16 protein-coding genes are annotated in these 18,491 nt (G+C 76.3%); 4 read left to right on the top strand and 12 right to left on the bottom strand.

Annotated features, from left to right (window positions below):
- Window positions 1–126: 126 nt before the first annotated feature.
- A complete protein-coding gene (gene pyk, locus AB8M62_RS13660) occupies window positions 127–1,566 on the bottom strand; it encodes a pyruvate kinase (RefSeq protein WP_369052206.1) in 1,440 nt (479 codons plus the stop codon).
- Between the two features lie 134 nt (window positions 1,567–1,700).
- Here pyk and AB8M62_RS13665 point away from each other — a divergent pair, with 134 nt between their 5' ends.
- Window positions 1,701–2,132 carry a hypothetical protein gene (locus tag AB8M62_RS13665; RefSeq protein ID WP_369052207.1) on the top strand — a complete coding sequence of 144 codons (432 nt, stop codon included), beginning with the start codon at window positions 1,701–1,703 and terminating at the stop codon, window positions 2,130–2,132.
- Between the two features lie 79 nt (window positions 2,133–2,211).
- Here AB8M62_RS13665 and AB8M62_RS13670 read toward each other — a convergent pair whose 3' ends face one another.
- From AB8M62_RS13670 to hisI, 10 genes are all read right to left on the bottom strand, one after another.
- Window positions 2,212–3,672, bottom strand: coding sequence for a glutamate synthase subunit beta (locus AB8M62_RS13670; RefSeq protein WP_369069932.1), 1,461 nt, complete (start codon window positions 3,670–3,672; stop codon window positions 2,212–2,214).
- Window positions 3,665–8,251 carry a glutamate synthase large subunit gene (gene gltB / locus AB8M62_RS13675; protein WP_369052209.1) on the bottom strand — a complete coding sequence of 1,529 codons (4,587 nt, stop codon included), beginning with the start codon at window positions 8,249–8,251 and terminating at the stop codon, window positions 3,665–3,667. Before gltB ends, AB8M62_RS13670 begins: the two co-directional genes overlap by 8 nt.
- Window positions 8,252–8,480: 229 nt before the next feature.
- Window positions 8,481–9,527, bottom strand: coding sequence for a prolipoprotein diacylglyceryl transferase (gene lgt, locus AB8M62_RS13680; RefSeq protein WP_369069933.1), 1,047 nt, complete (start codon window positions 9,525–9,527; stop codon window positions 8,481–8,483).
- Entirely contained in the window at window positions 9,524–10,375 is an 852-nt protein-coding gene (locus tag AB8M62_RS13685; RefSeq protein ID WP_369069934.1) for a DsbA family protein, read from the bottom strand. Before AB8M62_RS13685 ends, lgt begins: the two co-directional genes overlap by 4 nt.
- A gap of 127 nt (window positions 10,376–10,502) precedes the next feature.
- Window positions 10,503–11,279, bottom strand: a complete 777-nt coding sequence (trpA, locus tag AB8M62_RS13690) for a tryptophan synthase subunit alpha (RefSeq protein ID WP_369052376.1) — start codon at window positions 11,277–11,279, stop codon at window positions 10,503–10,505.
- A gap of 68 nt (window positions 11,280–11,347) precedes the next feature.
- Complete coding sequence (gene trpB / locus AB8M62_RS13695) at window positions 11,348–12,655, bottom strand: tryptophan synthase subunit beta (RefSeq protein WP_369052212.1); 1,308 nt, start codon at window positions 12,653–12,655, stop codon at window positions 11,348–11,350.
- Window positions 12,652–13,476, bottom strand: a complete 825-nt coding sequence (gene trpC, locus AB8M62_RS13700; RefSeq protein WP_369052213.1) for an indole-3-glycerol phosphate synthase TrpC — start codon at window positions 13,474–13,476, stop codon at window positions 12,652–12,654. Before trpC ends, trpB begins: the two co-directional genes overlap by 4 nt.
- 132 nt (window positions 13,477–13,608) lie before the next feature.
- Entirely contained in the window at window positions 13,609–13,884 is a 276-nt protein-coding gene (locus AB8M62_RS13705; RefSeq protein ID WP_369052214.1) for an HGxxPAAW family protein, read from the bottom strand.
- A 63-nt stretch (window positions 13,885–13,947) separates the two neighbouring features.
- Window positions 13,948–14,616, bottom strand: coding sequence for a Trp biosynthesis-associated membrane protein (locus AB8M62_RS13710; RefSeq protein WP_369052215.1), 669 nt, complete (start codon window positions 14,614–14,616; stop codon window positions 13,948–13,950).
- On the bottom strand, window positions 14,613–15,014 hold the full coding sequence (gene hisI, locus AB8M62_RS13715) for a phosphoribosyl-AMP cyclohydrolase (RefSeq protein ID WP_369052216.1): 402 nt from the start codon (window positions 15,012–15,014) through the stop codon (window positions 14,613–14,615). The genes AB8M62_RS13710 and hisI overlap by 4 nt, the downstream gene beginning before the upstream one ends.
- A 58-nt stretch (window positions 15,015–15,072) precedes the next feature.
- Between hisI and AB8M62_RS13720 the strand changes: the two genes are divergently transcribed.
- Complete coding sequence (locus tag AB8M62_RS13720; protein WP_369052217.1) at window positions 15,073–15,720, top strand: TIGR03085 family metal-binding protein; 648 nt, start codon at window positions 15,073–15,075, stop codon at window positions 15,718–15,720.
- 16 nt (window positions 15,721–15,736) lie between these two features.
- Here the strand turns inward: AB8M62_RS13720 and hisF are convergent, their stop codons facing one another.
- Window positions 15,737–16,510, bottom strand: a complete 774-nt coding sequence (hisF, locus tag AB8M62_RS13725) for an imidazole glycerol phosphate synthase subunit HisF (protein ID WP_369052218.1) — start codon at window positions 16,508–16,510, stop codon at window positions 15,737–15,739.
- Between the two features lie 68 nt (window positions 16,511–16,578).
- On the opposite strand from hisF, the gene AB8M62_RS13730 reads away from it, so the two are divergent.
- Window positions 16,579–17,835, top strand: a complete 1,257-nt coding sequence (locus tag AB8M62_RS13730) for a GNAT family N-acetyltransferase (protein WP_369069935.1) — start codon at window positions 16,579–16,581, stop codon at window positions 17,833–17,835.
- 3 nt (window positions 17,836–17,838) lie between these two features.
- Window positions 17,839–18,480: a nucleoside/nucleotide kinase family protein gene (locus AB8M62_RS13735; RefSeq protein WP_369069936.1), complete on the top strand. Its 642-nt coding sequence runs from the start codon at window positions 17,839–17,841 to the stop codon at window positions 18,478–18,480.
- Window positions 18,481–18,491 lie beyond the last annotated feature (11 nt).

Consider the following 18,491-nt stretch of genomic DNA (forward strand, 5'->3'; position numbering starts at 1 on the left):
CCCCCCCCCCCACCCCGCCCCCCCCCCCCCCCCCGCCCCCCCCCCCCCCCCCCCCCCCCCCCCCCCCGCCCCCCCCCCCCCCCCCCCCCCCCCCCCCCCCCCCCCCCCCCGCGTCCGGGCCGCGCCTCAGGCGTAGGCCGAGGACACGCCCGCGGTCGCGTCGCCGATGCGGTGCACGCGCACGGCGTTGGTCGAGCCGACGATGCCCGGGGGGGCGCCGGCCACGATGACCACGAGGTCGCCGACCGCGCAGCGGCCCATCTCCTGCAGGCGGGCGTCGACGGCCTTGACCATCTCGTCGGTGGTGTTGATGAACGGCGCGTACTCCGGCTCCGTGCCCCAGCTGAGGGCCAGGCGGCGGCGCACCGCCTCCTCGGGGGTGAAGGCCAGCAGCGGGATGCCCGAGCGCAGGCGCGCCAGCCGGCGCGCCGAGTCGCCGCTCTGGGTGAACGTCACCAGCAGCTTCGCGTCCAGCTGCTTGCCGATCTCGGAGGCGGCCAGGGTGACGGCACCGCCCTTGGTGTGCGGGGTGGTGCCCAGCGGGGCGATCCGGTCGGCGCCGTGGGCCTCGGTGTTCTCGATGACGCGGGCCATCGTGCGCACGGCCTCGAACGGGAAGGCGCCCACGCTCGTCTCGCCGGACAGCATGAGGGCGTCCGCGCCGTCCAGGACCGCGTTGGCGCAGTCGGAGGCCTCCGCGCGGGTGGGCCGCGGGCTGGTGATCATCGACTCGAGCATCTGCGTGGCCACGATGACCGGCTTGGCCTGGCGGCGGGCCAGCTCGATGACGCGCTTCTGGACGAGGGGGACCTCCTCCAGCGGCAGCTCCACGCCCAGGTCGCCGCGGGCGACCATGATGCCGTCGAAGGCGGCCACGATCTCGCGCAGGTTGTCCACCGCCTGCGGCTTCTCGATCTTGGCGATGATCGGGACGGTGACGCCCTCCTCCGCCATGATCCGGTGCACGTCCTCGGCGTCGGCGGCGCTGCGCACGAAGGACAGCGCCACCATGTCGACGCCCAGGCGCAGGGCGAAGCGCAGGTCGTCGACGTCCTTGTCCGACAGCGCCGGCACGCTGACGGCCACGCCCGGCAGGTTGATGCCCTTGTTGTTCGACACCGGGCCGGGGACCGCGCAGCGGGTCACCACGCGCGGGCCGTCGACCTCGAGGACGTCGAGGCCGACCTTGCCGTCGTCGATGAGGATGCGGTCGCCGGGCGAGACGTCGCCGGGCAGGCCCTCGTAGGTCGTCGAGCACAGGTCCCTCGTGCCGAGGACGTCCTCCGTGGTGATGGTGAAGACGTCGCCGACCGCGAGGTCGTGGGGGCCGTCGGCGAACTTGCCGAGGCGGATCTTCGGGCCCTGCAGGTCGGCGAAGATGCCGACGGCGCGGCCCGAGGCCTCCGCGGCGGCCCGCACGGTCTCGTACCGGGCCCGGTGCTCGTCCTGGGACCCGTGGCTGAGGTTCATCCGGGCGACGTCCATCCCGGCGTCCACCAGCGCCCGCACCCGCTCCTCGCCGTCCACGGCCGGCCCGAGCGTGCAGACGATCTTGGCTCTGCGCATGGTGCGAGCCTAGGGGGCGGCCGACCGGCGCCGCGCACCGGGCGGCGCCAGCGGCTCGTGGGGAGGTCGTGCAGGTCCTCCGGCGCCCGGGGACCTCGACGTGCGCCGGCGCCGGGAGCGGTCATGCTGGCGGCATGGACGTGCTGGGCCGGAACGACGACCGCCTCGACCGCGCGCGCGGGCAGGACTCCCACGTGCGCGGCACCGCCGTGGACCTGGAGATCGACGAGCTCATCGAGGAGGGCATGGGCGAGCTCGACCACGAGTACGCCGTCTACGTGCGCCTGCACCCGGACGGCACCTGGTCCGCCGAGGACCTCGCGGGGCTGGTGCGCCAGCTGCAGGCCGCCCACCCGCGCGTGGAGGACGTCGAGGCCCCCGAGCACGACGTCGTCATCAGCGTCGACGGCGACGGCCTGGACGCCGAGAGCGCCGCCCAGCGGGCGCTGGAGAAGGTCGCGGAGGCCGCCGCCGCGCGCGGGCTGCGCGGGCACGCCGCCGACGTGACGGTCATCAGCGACGCGGCCGTGTGGAGCTACGACCGCGAGCAGGTCGCCGCCTGGTGAGCCGTGCCGGCCGAGCGCCCGCGCGGGAGGGGGCCTCCCGGTACGACCGGGAGGCCCCCTCTCGCGCGTGCGGCGGCTCTCAGACCGTCAGCGGCTTGGCGTCGGCGCGCACCGGCGCCGGGAGGGCCGTGTCCCCCATGAGGTACTCGTCCACGGCCGCGGCGCACGCCCGGCCCTCGGCGATGGCCCAGACTATGAGCGACTGCCCGCGGCCGGCGTCCCCGGCGACGAACACGCCCGGGGTGCTGGTGGCGTAGCCCGGGGTGCGCGCGAAGCGCGTGCGCTCGTCCTGCGCCAGGCCGAGCTGCTGCACCAGCGGGCCGGCCTCGGGGCCGGAGAAGCCGATGGCCAGCAGCACCAGCTGCGCGGGCAGCTCCCGCTCGGTGCCCTCCACGGGCGTCCAGGTGCCGTCGACCTTGCGCACCTCGACGATCTGCAGGGCGCGCACGCGCCCGTGCTCGTCGCCCAGCAGCGCCTTGGTGCTGGCGGAGAACTCCCGGCGCCCGCCCTCCTCGTGCGAGGAGGAGACGGTGAACACCTTGGGCATCGTGGGCCACGGCTCGGCCTCGGCCCGCTCCCCCGGCGCCTGCGGGTAGATGTCCAGCTGCGTCACCGAGCGCGCGCCCTGGCGCAGCGAGGTGCCGTAGCAGTCGGAGCCGGTGTCGCCGCCGCCGATGATGACCACGTCCAGGCCGTGGGCGTCGATGTAGTCCTGCGGGCGCTCCTCGCCCACCGCCACGCGGTTGGTCGGCGGCAGGAACTCCATCGCCTGGTGGATCCCGGCCAGCTCGCGGCCGGGGACGTCCACCTCGCGCCACTGGGTGGCGCCCGTGGCGACCACGACGGCGTCGTAGCGCTCGCGCAGCTGCTCACCGGTGATGTCGGTGCCGATGTCGACGCCGGGGCGGAAGCGGGTGCCCTCGGCCTCCATCTGCGCCAGGCGGCGGTCCAGGACGGAGCGCTCCATCTTGAACTCGGGGATGCCGTAGCGCATCAGCCCGCCGATCTTGTCGTCGCGCTCGAAGACCGCGACGGTGTGACCGGCCCGGGTCAGCTGCTGCGCGGCCGCCAGCCCCGCGGGGCCGGAGCCGACGACGGCGACGGTCTTGCCCGTCAGCCGCTCCGGCGGGCGCGGCTCCAGCCAGCCGCGCTCGGCGGCCGTCTCGGCGATCATCACCTCGACCTGCTTGATGGTCACCGGCGGCTGGTTGATGCCCAGCACGCAGGCCGACTCGCACGGGGCCGGGCACAGCTTGCCCGTGAACTCCGGGAAGTTGTTCGTCGCGTGCAGGCGCTCGGAGGCCTCGGCGAAGTCCCCGCGCGTGACCAGGTCGTTCCACTCGGGGATGAGGTTCCCCAGCGGGCAGGCGCTGTGGCAGAAGGGGATGCCGCAGTCCATGCAGCGGCCCGCCTGCCGGCGCAGCTGGTCGGTGTCCTGCTTCTCGTACACCTCGCGCCAGTCCATCAGGCGCAGCGGGACCGGCCGGCGCGGCGGCAGCTCGCGCTCGCGGACCCGCAGGAAACCCCGGGGATCAACCATGAGAAGCCTCCATGATGCGGGTGAGCACGGCGTCGGAGTCGGGCTCCAGGCCCTCGTCGACGGCCTTGGCCCGGACGTCCAGCACGCGCTGGAAGTCCCGCGGGACGATGGTGGTGAAGCGCTGGCGCGCGGCGCCCCAGTCGGCCAGGAGCCGGGCGGCCAGCGGGGAGTCGGTGTTCTCCCGGTGCTCCACGAGCAGGTCGTGGACGCGGGCGGCGGCCTCGTCGTCCAGGGGGCGCAGCGAGACCATGTCGTGGTTGACCCGGTGCTCCTTGAGGTCGAGCACGTGGGCGAACCCGCCGGACATGCCGGCGGCCACGTTGCGGCCCGTGCGGCCCAGGACGACCACCTCACCGCCCGTCATGTACTCCAGCGCGTGGTCGCCCACGCCCTCCACGACGGCGGTGGCGCCGGAGTTGCGCACGCAGAAGCGCTCGCCGACCTCCCCGCGCAGGAACAGCTTGCCGCTGGTGGCGCCGTAGCCGATGACGTTGCCGGCGACGATGTCGCGCTCGCGCACGGCCGAGGCGCGGTCGGGGCGGACCACGACCGTGCCGCCGGACAGGCCCTTGCCGACGTAGTCGTTGGTGTCGCCGACCAGGCGCAGCGTGATGCCGCGCGGCAGGAAGGCGCCGAAGGACTGCCCGCCCGAGCCGGTCAGGGTGACGTCGATCGTCCCCTCCGGCAGCCCCCGCTCGCCGTGGCGCAGCGTCAGCTCGTGCCCGAGCATCGTGCCCACGGTGCGGTTGACATTGCGGATCGGCAGCTCGAAGCGCACCGGCGTGCCGTGCTCCAGGGCCTCGGCGCTGCGCTCGATGAGCACGTGGTCCAGGGCCTTCTCCAGGGCGTGGTCCTGGGTGGTCGAGCAGTGCAGCGTCGTGCCCTCCGGCACCGCCGGCGCGTGCAGGATCGGCGACAGGTCCAGGCCCGAGGCCTTCCAGTGCGCCACGGCGCGGCGGGTGTCGAGGACCTCGACGTGCCCGACGGCCTCCTCCAGCGACCGGAAGCCCAGGGAGGCGAGCAGCTCGCGCACCTCCTGCGCCAGGAACTCGAAGAAGGCCACGACGTGGTCGGCCTGGCCCGTGAAGCGGGCGCGCAGCTCGGGGTTCTGGGTCGCGACGCCGACCGGACAGGTGTCCAGCTGGCACACGCGCATCATGATGCAGCCGGCGACCACCAGCGGGGCGGTGGCGAAGCCGAACTCCTCCGCGCCCAGCAGCGCGGCCACGACCACGTCGCGGCCGGTCTTCAGCTGGCCGTCGACCTGCACCGAGATGCGGTCGCGCAGGCCGTTGACCACGAGCGTCTGCTGCGTCTCGGCCAGGCCCAGCTCCCACGGCCCGCCGGCGTGCTTGAGGCTCGTCAGCGGCGCGGCGCCCGTCCCGCCGTCGTGGCCGGAGATCAGCACGACGTCGGCCTTGGCCTTGGACACGCCCGTGGCGACCGTGCCGACCCCGACCTCGGAGACGAGCTTGACGTGCACGCGCGCCGAGGGGTTGGAGTTCTTCAGGTCGTGGATGAGCTGGGCGAGGTCCTCGATCGAGTAGATGTCGTGGTGCGGCGGCGGCGAGATCAGCCCCACGCCCGGCGTGGAGTGCCGCGTCCTGGCGATGTTCGGGTACACCTTGTGCCCGGGCAGCTGCCCGCCCTCGCCGGGCTTGGCGCCCTGGGCGACCTTGATCTGCAGGTCGGTGGCGTGGGTCAGGTAGCTGCTGGTGACGCCGAAGCGGCCGGAGGCGATCTGCTTGATCGCCGAGTTGCGCACCGGGTCCAGCAGGCGGTCCACGTCCTCGCCGCCCTCCCCGGTGTTGGACTTGCCGCCCAGCCGGTTCATCGCCACGGCCAGGACCTCGTGGGCCTCCTGGCTGATCGAGCCGTAGCTCATCGCGCCGGTGGAGAAGCGCTTGACGATCTCGCTGACCGGCTCGACCTCCTCCAGCGGCACGGGCTCGCGCACGCCCTTCTTCAGCTGCAGCAGCCCGCGCAGCGTCATGAGCCGCTCGGACTGCTCGTCCACGCGCTGGGTGTACTCGCGGTAGACCTGCTCGTTGCGCTGGCGGGTGGAGTGCTGGAGCTTGAAGACCGTCTCGGGGTCGAACAGGTGCGGCTCGCCCTCACGGCGCCACTGGTACTCCCCGCCGATCTCCAGCCGGCGGTGCGCGCGCTCCTGGCCCTCGACGGGGTAGGCCACGCGGTGGCGGCGGGAGACCTCCTCGGCCAGGACGTCGAGGCCGACGCCGCCCAGGCGCGAGGTCGTGGCGGTGAAGTACTCGTCCACCAGCGTCTGGCTCAGGCCGATGGCCTCGAAGACCTGCGCTCCGCGGTAGGAGGCGACCGTGGAGATGCCCATCTTGGACATCACCTTCAGCACGCCCTTGCCCAGCGCCTTGATGAGGTTCTTCACCGCGGTCTGCGCGTCGACGTTGGTGATGACGCCCGTGCGTACGAGGTCCTCGACCGTCTCCATCGCCAGGTACGGGTTGATCGCGGCGGCGCCGTAGCCGATGAGCAGCGCGACGTGGTGCACCTCGCGCACGTCGCCGGCCTCGACGATCAGACCGACCTGGGTGCGCAGCTTCTGGCGCACCAGGTGGTGGTGCACCGCCGAGGTCAGCAGCAGCGAGGGGATCGGCGCGTGCTCGGAGGTGGAGTCGCGGTCGGAGAGCACGACGAAGACGGCGCCGTCGGCGATGGCGCGCGAGACCTCCGCGCGGATCTCCTCGATGCGCCGGGCCAGCTCCGCGCCGCCGCCGGCGACCCGGTACAGGCCCTTGACGGTGTGCGTCGTGCGGCCCGGGTTGCGGCGGTCGCGGTCGATGTGGACGATCTTGGCGAGCTCGTCGTTGTCGATCACCGGGAAGGGCAGCACCAGCTGGTGGCAGTGCGCCGGGGACTCCGTCAGGACGTTCTGCTGCGGGCCCGCGATGGTCATCAGCGAGGTGACCAGCTCCTCGCGGATCGCGTCCAGCGGCGGGTTGGTCACCTGCGCGAACAGCTGCGTGAAGTAGTCGAAGAGCAGCCGGGGGCGGTCCGACAGGACGGCCAGCGGGGTGTCGGAGCCCATCGAGCCGATCGGCTCGGCGCCCGCGCGCGCCATCGGCGCCAGGATCAGGCGCAGCTCCTCCTCGGTGTAGCCGAAGGTCTGCTGCCGGCGCGCCACCGAGGCGTGCGTGTGCACGACGTGCTCGCGCGGGGGCAGGTCGCCCAGGTGCACGACGTTCTTCAGCCACTCCGCGTACGGCTGGGCCGCGGCCAGCTCGGCCTTGACCTCCTCGTCGTCGACGATGCGCCCGCGGGCGGTGTCGACGAGGAACATCTTGCCCGGCGCCACGCGGCCGCGGGAGACGATCGAGGCGGGGTCCAGCTCCAGGACGCCGACCTCGCTGGCCAGGACCACCAGGCCGTCGTCGGTGACCCAGTAGCGCGAGGGGCGCAGGCCGTTGCGGTCCAGGACGCCGCCGATGACGGTGCCGTCGGTGAAGACCAGGTTGGCCGGGCCGTCCCACGGCTCGGCGGACATGGCGTGGAACTCGTAGAAGGCCCGGCGGGCCGGGTCCATCTCGGTGTTGTTCTCCCACGGCTCGGGGATCATCATCAGCACCGCGTGCGGCAGGGAGCGCCCCGCCAGGTGCAGCAGCTCCAGGACCTCGTCGAAGGAGGCCGAGTCCGAGCCCTCGGTCGCGCACACCGGGCCCAGCCGCTGCACGTCGCCGGGGATGAGCGGGGTGCTCATCGTGGACTCGCGCGCGGCCGTCCAGTTGCGGTTGCCCTTGACCGTGTTGATCTCGCCGTTGTGGGCGATCGTGCGGAAGGGGTGCGCCAGCGGCCACGAGGGGAAGGTGTTCGTGGAGAAGCGGGAGTGGACCAGGCCCAGCTCGCTGGTGAAGCGGCGGTCGGACAGGTCCGGGAAGAAGGGCTCCAGCTGACCGGTGGTCAGCATGCCCTTGTAGACCAGCGTCCGCGCCGACAGCGAGGGGAAGTACACGCCCAGCTCGCGCTCGGCGCGCTTGCGCACCGCGTACACGCGCCGGTCCAGGTCGATGCCCGCCTCGCCGGCCAGGCCCTCGACGAAGACCTGGGCGAAGAAGGGCATGCAGGCGCGCGCCTGCGCGCCGACGAGGTCGGCGGTCACGGGCACGTCGCGCCAGCCCAGGACGCGCACCTGCTCCTCGGCGGCGATCTCCTCCACGCGCGCGACGGCGGCGGCCCGCTCGTCGGGGTCGACGGGCAGGAAGGCGTTGCCGACGGCGTAGGCGCCCTTGGCGGGCAGCTGGATCCCCAGCTCGGCGGTCACGGCGCGCAGGAACTCGTCGGGGACCTGGGTGAGGATCCCGGCGCCGTCGCCCGTGGTCGTCTCCGCGCCCACCGCGCCGCGGTGGTCGAGGTTGCGCAGGGCCGTCAGGGCGTGCTGGACGATGTCGTGCCCGGGCTCACCGCGCATGGTCGCCACGAAGGCGACGCCGCAGGCGTCCTTCTCGGAGGCGCGGTCGTACAGGCCCCCGCCCTCGGGCAGCGAGGAGAAGGGCAGCGGGTTGGTCGTGCGGTCCGCGGGGGTCCGCGGCGCCAGGGGGAACGACATGGGTGCACCGTCCTGGGAGGTGAGACCCGCAGGGCCTCGGTGGACAGGGGGAGTCCCGGGCGGCGACGTGCGTCGTCCCCGGGCGAGTCCGACTCTCGCTGGGCTGGCCGCGCGCCCGGCGGGCACGCGTCGAACGGGGGGCGGCGCTGGCCCACGTTCACCTCACTGTAACGCCCGGGACCGACGCATCAGCGCCGCCGGGTCGTCACCGAACCATCACGAACCGGCGTCACCGGGGTGCGGCGCCGTCCTCGCGCGGGTCCTCTCGAGAGCCGCTGACCGGCTCGCTCACGGTCCGTGGCTGCGCCGGGTGCTCAGGCTCGCCGGGGCGCTCGACGCCGCCGGCCGGTCCACCGGGCGGGGTGTCCGCCGGGGTGGCCAGGGAGGACGGTACCCGCTCCAGCGGCTGGTCCGGACCACCACCGTGACGGCGGCGGGAGACCACCAGCGCGACCAGGGCCACCAGCAGGACCAGGGCGCTGACCCACGTGTTGACGCGCTGGCCGGCGATGATCGTGGCCTCGTCCACCCGCAGCGCCTCGGTGACCGAGCGCCCGGCCGTGTAGAGCGCGACGTACAGCCAGAAGGCCTGACCGTGCCGCAGCCGCCAGCGCCGGTCGGCCAGCACGATGACGGCCGCGGCCAGCAGGCACCACAGCGACTCGTACAGGAACGTCGGGTGGAAGGTGCCCAGCACCTCGGGGGTGCCGTCCGGGCCGGTGACCGCGCGGCCGGTCGAGCCGTCCCAGCGGTGCACCTCCAGCGCCCACGGCAGGTCGGTCTCGCGCCCGTACAGCTCGTTGTTCCACCAGTTGCCCCAGCGGCCCACGGCCTGCGCCACCAGCAGACCCGGGGCGATGGCGTCGGCGAGGGGCACGAACCGGTAGCCCGCGCGCCGGCAGGCGATCCACGCGCCCACGGCCCCCAGGGCGATGGCCCCCCAGATCCCCAGGCCGCCGTCCCACACGTACAGGGCCCGCACGGGGTCCCCGCCGGGGCCGAAGTACGCGTCCGGGGAGGTGACGACGTGGTACAGCCGGGCGCCGACGATGCCCAGCGGCACCGCCCACACGGCCACGTCGAGGGGGAAGTCCTTTCGCCCGCCGCGCGCGCGCCAGCGCCGGTCGGTGATCCACAGGCCGAGCACGATGCCCAGCACGATGCACAGGGCGTAGGCGCGCACGGGCACCGGGCCCAGGTACCAGACGGCCTGCGCCGGGCTCGGGATCGCGGCGACCAGGCCGGTGCTCAGGCCCGTGCTCAGACCGGCGGTCACGGGGCGGCCACCGCGGCGACCTGCTCGCGCAGGTACTGCGGGCCCTGCGCGCCGATCAGCTGGGAGGCGTCCAGGTCCACGGCCTCCCCGCCGCCGGCGGGGGTCAGCCGCACGGTCGGGGTGCCCTGCACGCCCTGCTCGCCGCGCGCGGCCTCCACCCGGCGCACGTAGCCGACGTAGGTGCCCTCGTCGTAGGCGCGCTGCCAGGCCTCCAGGTCCGGCACGCCGGCCTCCTCGGCGAAGGAGCGCAGCTGCTCGTCGGTGTACCCGTCGCCCTCCGAGCCCGGGTTGCCGTCGTGGCCGGGCTGGCCGGCGAAGACGACCCGGGTGTACTCGGCGAAGCGGTCCTGCTCGGCGGCGGCCGCGGCCGCGGAGGCCGCCCGCTCGGAGGAGTCGTTGCGCAGGTTGGCGTCCAGGAAGGTCACCGTGTGCACGACCACGCGGGCCTCGCCGTCGGCGGCCAGCTCGGTGAACGCCTGACCGGTGGTGTCCTCCAGCTGCGCGCAGAAGGGGCACTGGTAGTCCAGCCAGAGGTCGACCGTCGGGGCCGCGCCCTCCGCCGGGCTGCCGGGCAGCACGACGCCGCCGGAGGCGGAGGTCGCGGCGGCCGGGGTCGCGCCCTCCGTCGACGTCGACGCGTCGCGCTGGCGGACCACGAGGACGACGACCGTCGCCACCACCGCGAGCGCGACGACGACGGCGGTGGTGACGAGCGTCACCCGGCGCCGGCGCTCGCGGGCCAGCTCGCGCTCGCGCAGCGCCGCCGCCTTGGCGCGCCGGGCCTCGCGCGCGTCCTCGGCCTGGCCGGCGCGGGCGGGGTTGCCGCCGGGGCGCTTCCTGCTGCTCACGAAGGGACTCCTCACGGGACGCGCGGACGCCCGCGGGCGGGCCCGCGGGCGGGCGGGAGCGCGCGAGCGCCCTCCCGCGGGTACGACTCCCGGGCCGGGCGGGGGGTTCCGGCGGCCCGGGCGGGCCTCAGCGGCGCCGCACGCCGGCCGACAGGTCGGCGGCCAGGGCGCCCACGGCCCGCACGCCCTCGGCCGTCGAGGACGCCTCGAGCAGCCGGGAGACGAACGCGGAGCCGACGATGACGCCGTCGGCGTAGCCGGCGACCTCCTGCGCCTGCTCCGGGGTGGACACGCCCAGGCCGACGCACACGCGCTCGGCACCGGCGGCGCGGGTGCGCGCGACGAGGTCGCGGGCCCCGGCGCCGACGCTGGCGCGGGCGCCCGTGACGCCCATCAGGGAGGCGGCGTAGACGAAGCCGCGGCAGGCGGCCGTCGTGCGCGCCAGGCGCGCGTCGGTGGAGCTGGGCGCGACGAGGAAGACGCGCTCCAGGTCGTGCGCGTCGCTGGCGGCCAGCCACGCGCCCGCCTCGTCGGGGATGAGGTCGGGCGTGATGAGCCCCGCTCCCCCGGCCGAGGCCAGGTCGGCGGCGAACCGGTCGACGCCGTAGCGGTCCACCGGCGGCCAGTACGTCATGACGAGGACCGCCGCGCCCGTGGCGGCCACGGCCTCCACCGCGCGCAGCACGTCGGCCGGGCGGGTGCGGGCGGCCAGCGCGGCGTCGACGGCGCGCTGGATGGTCGCCCCGTCCATCGTCGGGTCCGAGTACGGCAGGCCCAGCTCGACGACGTCCGCGCCGCCGTCGACGGCCGCCTTCGCGGCCTCCACGCTGCCGGCCACGTCGGGGAAGCCGACCGGCAGGTACGCCACGAGGGCCGCGCGGCCCTCCCCGCGGGCCCGGTCCACGGCCGCCGCGGCCCGGCCGGCGGCGGGCGCCGCCGTCCCGGTCGCGCCCGCCGGCTGCTGAGCCGCGCTCACCACCCGGACGCCTCCGTCTCCTCCGGCGCGTCCGCGACGCGCTCCGCCTCCGAGGCCACCAGGTCGGCGTCGCTGACCAGCCCGAACCAGCGGGCCGCGGTGTCCACGTCCTTGTCGCCGCGCCCGGACAGGCTGACGAGCACCACCGGCGGCTCCTCGTCCGGCCCGCGCCGCGCGGCCAGCTCGCGGCCGACGACGAGCGCCCCGGCGAGGGCGTGCGCGGTCTCGATGGCCGGGATGATGCCCTCGGTGCGGCACAGCAGGCGGAAGGCCTCCATGGCCTCGGCGTCGGTGACCGGCCGGTACGTGGCGCGGCCGCTGGCCGCCAGCCAGGCGTGCTCGGGACCGACGCCCGGGTAGTCCAGGCCCGCGGAGATGGAGTGCGAGTCCAGCGTCTGGCCGTCCTCGTCCTGCAGGACGTAGCTGCGCGAGCCCTGGAAGACGCCCGCGGCGCCGCCCGTGATGGACGAGGCGTGCCGCTGGGTGTCCACGCCGTCGCCGCCGGCCTCGAAGCCGAAGAGGGCGACCTGCGGGTCGTCGAGGAAGGCGTGGAAGATCCCGATGGCGTTGGAGCCGCCGCCCACGCACGCGCACACCGCGTCCGGCAGGCGGCCGACGAGCGCCGGCACCTGCTCGCGGGCCTCCAGGCCCACCACGCGCTGGTAGTCGCGCACGAGCACCGGGAAGGGGTGCGGGCCGGCGACCGTGCCGAAGACGTAGTGGGTGGTGTCCACGGAGGCCACCCAGTCGCGGAAGGCCTCGTTGACGGCGTCCTTGAGGGTGCGGGTGCCGACCGTGACGGGCACGACCTCGGCGCCCAGCAGGCGCATCCGGGCGACGTTCAGCGCCTGGCGGCGGGTGTCCTCCTCGCCCATGTAGACCGTGCACTCCAGCCCCATGAGCGCGGCGGCCGTCGCGGTGGCCACGCCGTGCTGACCGGCGCCCGTCTCGGCGATGACCCTCTTCTTGCCCATCCGGCGGGTCAGCAGCGCCTGCCCCAGCACGTTGTTGATCTTGTGCGAGCCGGTGTGGTTGAGGTCCTCGCGCTTGAGCAGCACGCGCGCGCCGCCGGCGTGCGCGGCGAAGCGCGGCACCTCGGTGACGATGCTCGGGCGCCCCGAGTAGCTGCGGTGCAGCTCGGCCAGCTCGGCCAGGAACCCCTCGTCGGCCATCGCCGCGGTGTGCGCGGCCTCGATCTCGTCGAGGGCGGCGACCAGGGCCTCGGGCACGAAGCGGCCGCCGAAGTCGCCGAAGTAGGGACCGCGCTCGGCGGCCAGGGAGCGGGGGGAGGTCGGCGCGCTCACGGGCGCACCGCCTGCACGGCCGGGTGGGCGCCGGCGGCGACGAGGTCGGCCACCGCGCGGCGCGGGTCGTCCCCGCGCACGAGCGTCTCGCCGACCAGCACGGCGTCGGCGCCGGCGCGCGCGTACTCGACCACGTCGTGCGGGCCGCGCACCCCGGACTCGGCGACCTTGACGACCGTCTCGGGCAGCAGCGGGGCCAGGTCCGCGAAGCGGCCGTTGTCGACCTCGAGGGTCTTCAGGTCCCGGGCGTTGACCCCGACGACGCGGGCGTCGGCGTCCAGCGCGCGGGCCACCTCCTCGGCCGTGTGCACCTCCACCAGCGCGGTCATGCCCAGGGAGCGGGTGCGCTCGACCAGCGAGACGAGGGCCTCCTGCTCGAGGGCGGCCACGATGAGCAGGACGACGTCCGCGCCCCACGCCCGCGCCTCCCACAGCTGGTAGGACTCCACGACGAAGTCCTTGCGCAGCACGGGGACGTCCACCGCGCAGCGCACGGCGCGCAGGTCCTCCAGGCTGCCGCCGAAGCGGCGCTGCTCGGTCAGGCAGCTGATGACGCTGGCGCCGCCGAGCTCGTACTGCGCCGCCAAGTGCGCCGGGTCCGGGATGTCGGCCAGCGCGCCCTTGGAGGGGCTGCGGCGCTTGACCTCCGCGATGACCTTGACGCCGCGCTGCGCCTCGTCGCGGGGCCTGAGCACCGCGACCGCGTCCTTGGCGGGCACCTGGCGCCGGGCGCGCTCCTTCAGCTCGTCCAGCGAGGTGAGCGCCTTGCGGGCGGCCAGGTCCTCACGGACACCGGCGAGGATGTCGTCGAGCACGGTCACGCCCCGATGCTAGCCCCGGCCGGGCGCGCCCCCGAGCCGCCCGCCCGTCCGGCGCACCGCCCGCCGCACGCGCGACGGCGCGCGCCCCCGCCGGGGGGACGCGCGCCGTGGGTGGCCGCGGCGGGCCGGGTGTCAGTGCGAGGGGCGGCGCAGGCCCACCGGCTTGCCGGAGGCGTCCTTGACGCCGTACCCGGCCTTGGACAGCGCGAAGCTGGCCACGAGCGAGGCGAGGATCACCACGCTGCCGACGACGCCCCACACCAGGCTGGGGAACACGACCGCCAGGCACAGGATCAGGAAGCCGACGAGGGCGATGCCCACCCCGGCCCAGGCCGCGACGCTGTGCCCGTGGCCGAGCTCGTCGTGGGCGCCGTCGGGGTGCTGGTCTTCAGGTCGCTCGGTCGTCACGGTCGCTCCTCGGTCACGGTCTGCGTGCGGTCCTGCCGACGGCCACGGTACCGGCGCCCGCGCTCAGCGCGACGGGCCGGACCCCGGGGGACCGGTGGACCCGCCGCCCGCCGGCCCGCCGCCCGTGGGGTCGTCCCCGCGGGTCAGGGAGTCCCACGCCGCCGCCGGGTCCTCGGCGGCCCCCGGGGCGCGGGGGGCCGGGTGCGCGCCGGGGGCCCCGGAGGTCACCGAGGCGTCGCGCTCGTAGCGGCGCGAGGCGGGGGCGCCGGCCCAGCGGCGGCCGCGCACGAGCACCCCGGCGCCCGCCAGGGCCGCCGCGGCTCCGGCGGCCGCGGACACCGCCGGCCACGGCGAGACGTCGACGGGACCGGCGGCCGCGGCGCTCGTGCGCCCGCTGGCCGCCCGGGCCGCCGCGTCCAGGCCGTCCTGCGGCTGCGCGAGGACCGCGAGGCTGGCGGCGGCCACGCCCGTCCCGGCCAGCAGCAGCACGAGGGCGGCCAGCGCGCGCGCCAGGCGGCGGCCGATGGCGGCGGCGAGGGCGGCCGCGGCGCCGACGAGGGCCGCCGCGGTGGCCAGCGGGGCCGCCGCGCGGCCGGTGGCGCCCACCGGCACGAGACCGGTGGGGGTCTCCACCGCGCCCGCCAGCCACTGCGGCGCGCCGGCGGCCAGCGCCAGCAGCGACCCGCCGGCCGCGAGGAGGAGCAGGGCGCCGCGCTCGCGGGCGGGGTTCACGCCCCCGGCCCCGCCGCGGCGACGGGCAGCGGGCGGGCGTCGAAGCAGGTGCGGTCGCCGGTGTGGCAGGCGGCGCCGACCTGGTCGACCTCGACGAGGAGGGCGTCGCCGTCGCAGTCCAGCGAGACGCGCTTGACGTGCTGCACGTGCCCGGAGGTGTCGCCCTTGCGCCACAGCGAGCGCCGGCTGCGCGACCAGTACGTCGCCCGCCCCGTGGTCAGGGTGCTGGCCAGGGCCGTCTCGTCCATCCACGCCACCATGAGGACCTCGCGGGTGTCGTGCTGCTGCACGACGGCGCACACCAGGCCGGCCGGGTCGCGCTTGAGCAGCGCGGCGACGGCCGGGTCGAGGACGGGGACGGCAGCGGGCACGGGAGCAGCGGGGACGGCGTCGGGCACGGGCTCGATGATGGCACCGCCCGCGGCGACGGCCCGCCCGCCGTGCGACGATCCCGCCGTGACCGCCCTCGCCGCCCGCGAACGCTCCGGCCTCTGCGACGACGCGCTGGCCGCCGGCCCGGACGCGCCGACGCTGTGCGAGGGGTGGAGCGTGCGCGACCTGCTCGTGCACCTGCACGTGCGCGACGGGCGCCCCGACGTGGCCCTCGGCGAGGCCGCCGGGCGGCTGCTGCCCGCCCTCGGCCGCCGCGCCGGGCGGGTGCAGCAGGACCTGGCCGCCCTGCCGTTCGGCGAGCTCGTCGAGCGGGTGCGCTCGGGGCCGCCGGCGTGGAGCCCGGCCCGCGCGGGCGCCGTCGACGAGCTGGTCAACCTCGCCGAGTTCTTCACCCACCGCGAGGACGTGCGCCGGGCGCAGGACGGCTGGGCCCCGCGGGAGCTGGACGCCCAGGAGTCGCGGGCGCTGTGGCGCACGGCGCGGACCCTGGCGCGGGTGGCGTACCACCGCTCCGGCGTGGGCGTGGTGCTCGTCGTCCCGGACGGCCCGCGCGCCGCCGTGCGCAAGGGCGTGCCCGCCGTCACGCTCACCGGGCAGCCGCAGGAGCTGCTGCTGCACGCCTTCGGGCGCCGCTCGCGGGCCCGCGTGGAGGTCGGCGGCTTCCCGCAGGCCGTCCACCGCTTCCAGCAGGCCTTCCCCGCCGCGGGCTGAGGCCCCCGCAGGACCCTCAGCGCACGGGGACGCCCCCGGCGCGCAGGGCGTCCTTGACCTGCCCGATCGTCAGCTGCTGGAAGTGGAAGACGCTCGCGGCCAGGACGGCGTCGGCGCCCGCGGCCACGGCCGGCGCGAAGTGCTCGACCGCGCCGGCGCCGCCGCTGGCGACCAGCGGCACGGACACGCGGGCCCGGACGGCCGCGAGCATCTCCAGGTCGAAGCCGGCCTTCGTGCCGTCGGCGTCCATCGAGTTCAGCAGCACCTCCCCCGCCCCCAGCTCCGCGGCGCGCGCGGCCCACTCCACCGCGTCCAGGCCCGTGCCGCGCCGCCCGCCGTGCGTGGTGACCTCGTAGCCGGAGGCGGTCGGCGGCGTGCCCGGCGGGGTGCGCCGGGCGTCGACGGAGACGACGAGGACCTGCGAGCCGAAGCGGTGGGCGATCTCGCGGATCAGCTCCGGACGGGCGATGGCGGCCGTGTTGACGCCCACCTTGTCCGCGCCGGCGCGCAGCAGCCGCGAGACGTCCTCCGTGCTGCGCACCCCGCCGCCGACGGTCAGCGGGATGAACACCTGCTCGGCGGTGCGGCGCACCACGTCGTAGGTCGTCTCGCGCGAGCCCGAGGAGGCCGTCACGTCGAGGAACGTCAGCTCGTCGGCGCCCTCGGCGTCGTAGCGGTGCGCCAGCTCGACGGGGTCGCCCGCGTCGCGCAGGTCGGTGAAGTTGACGCCCTTGACGACGCGCCCGGCGTCCACGTCCAGGCAGGGGATGACTCGCACCGCGACGCTCACACCGGGAGGGTAGTCGCCCCCGCGCGCTCCCCCGGCGCCCCCGCGATCACCGGGGTAGCGTGCCGGGCGTGACCTCCCTGCGGTTCGCCGACGTCGACAGCCACGACCCGGACGCGGTGGACGCGTGGGCCCGCGTGCCCGCCGTGGCGATGCTGCAGGAGCTGCCCGACGAGGCGCAGCGCGCCGCCCGCCGCCGCTCCGTGGCCGGGCACCGGCTGCGCGCGGCGTTCGACGGTGACGAGCCCGTCGGCACGCTGCGCTCCTTCGACACCGAGCTGACGCTGCCGGGCGCCGGGCCGGTCACCGTGGACGCGGTCAGCTCCGTGGGCGTGCTGCCCACCCACCGCCGCCGCGGCGTCCTGCGGCACCTGGTGGCCGAGGACCTGCGGCGCGCTCGCGAGGCCGGGCACGCCCTGGCGGCGCTCATCGCGATGGAGGCGCCCATCTACGGCCGCTTCGGCTTCGGCGCCGCGACCCGCTCGACGACGTGGACGCTGGACGCCGACCGGGCGGTCCTGCGCCCCGACGCCCCCGCGGGCGGGACGCTGCGCCTGCTGGACCCGCGCGCCGGGGCCGGCGCGCAGCGCGAGGTGCACGACCGCGCCCGCCGCGCCCGCGCCGGCGGGCTGGAGCGCGACCGGCGCTGGTGGGACGAGCGCTTCGCCGTCCCGTCGCCGGCGGACCGGCGCACCCACCTCGTCGTGCACTCCGGCGAGGACGGGCACCCCGACGGGTACGCCCTGTACGAGCTGACGGAGGCGTGGGCGGGCCGGGTGCCGCGCTCCAGCGCCCGCGTGCTGGACCTGACCGCGGTGACGGCGGCGGCCTACGCGGACCTGTGGCGGTTCGTGGCCTCGGTGGACCTCGTGCGCACCGTCAGCGCGGGCGACCGCCCCGAGGACGAGCTGCTGCCGCACCTGCTGGCCGACCCGCGCGCCGCGCAGCAGCAGCCCGTCGACGACTTCCTGTGGCTGCGGGTCCTCGACGTGCCCGGAGCGCTGTGCGCCCGCCGCTACCTGGGCCGCGACTCCCTCGTGCTGCGCGTGGAGGACCCCGACGGCCTGGCCGGCGGCACGGTCCGCCTGAGCGTCGAGGGACCGGCGCGCACGCCGGACGGGTGGACGTGCGGGCAGGTGGAGACGTGCGCCGACGAGCCCGACGTGGTGCTGGGCGTGGCCGAGCTGGGGGCGCTGCTGCTGGGCGGCGGCCGCGCGACCGCGCTGGCGGCCGCCGGTCGGCTGGTGTGCGCCTCCCCCGACCGGGCCTGGCGGCTGGACGCGCTGCTGGCCACCCCCGAGCAGCCGTGGTGCCCCACCTGGTTCTGACCCGTGCCCGCCGCCGTGCCCGGCGGTGACGTCGTGCCGGGCACCGCGGCGCTCACCGGGCGACTGCTGCCGCTGCTGAGCCCCCCGGTGCCGGCGGCGAACCCGTGGGTGGTGGCCGTCGACGGGCCGTCGGGGGCGGGCAAGACGGTCCTGGCCGGGGCCCTGGCGGCCGCGCTGGCGGCGCCGCTGCTGCACGTGGAGGACCTCTACCCCGGCTGGGACGGGCTCGCGGCCTCGGTGCCGCTGCTGGCCGACGGGGTCCTCGCGCCGCTGGCCGCCGGACGGCCCGGCCGCTACCGGCGCTGGGACTGGAGCGCGGACGCGCCCGGCGCGGAGGTCGAGGTGCCGCCGGCGCCGCTGCTCGTCGTCGAGGGCGTCGGCTGCGGGGCGCGGGCCGCGGCCCGGTGGGTCTCGCGCCTGGTGTGGGTGCAGGCCCCCGCCGGCGTGCGCCGCGAGCGGGCGCTGGCCCGCGACGGCGACGCGTACGCCCCGCACTGGAAGCGCTGGGCCGCGCAGGAGGCGCGGCTGTTCGCCGCCGAGGGCACCCGCGGGCGGGCGGACGTCGTGGTGGACAGCGGGTCGCCGGGCGGGACCGACGGGACCGGCGGGCCCGGCTGGCGCCTGCTGCGCCCGGCCGCCGGGTGAGGTCCCGCGCG

It is taken from the genome of Kineococcus terrestris (assembly GCF_041020755.1).
GTDB classification, from domain to species: Bacteria; Actinomycetota; Actinomycetes; order Actinomycetales; family Kineococcaceae; genus Kineococcus; species Kineococcus terrestris.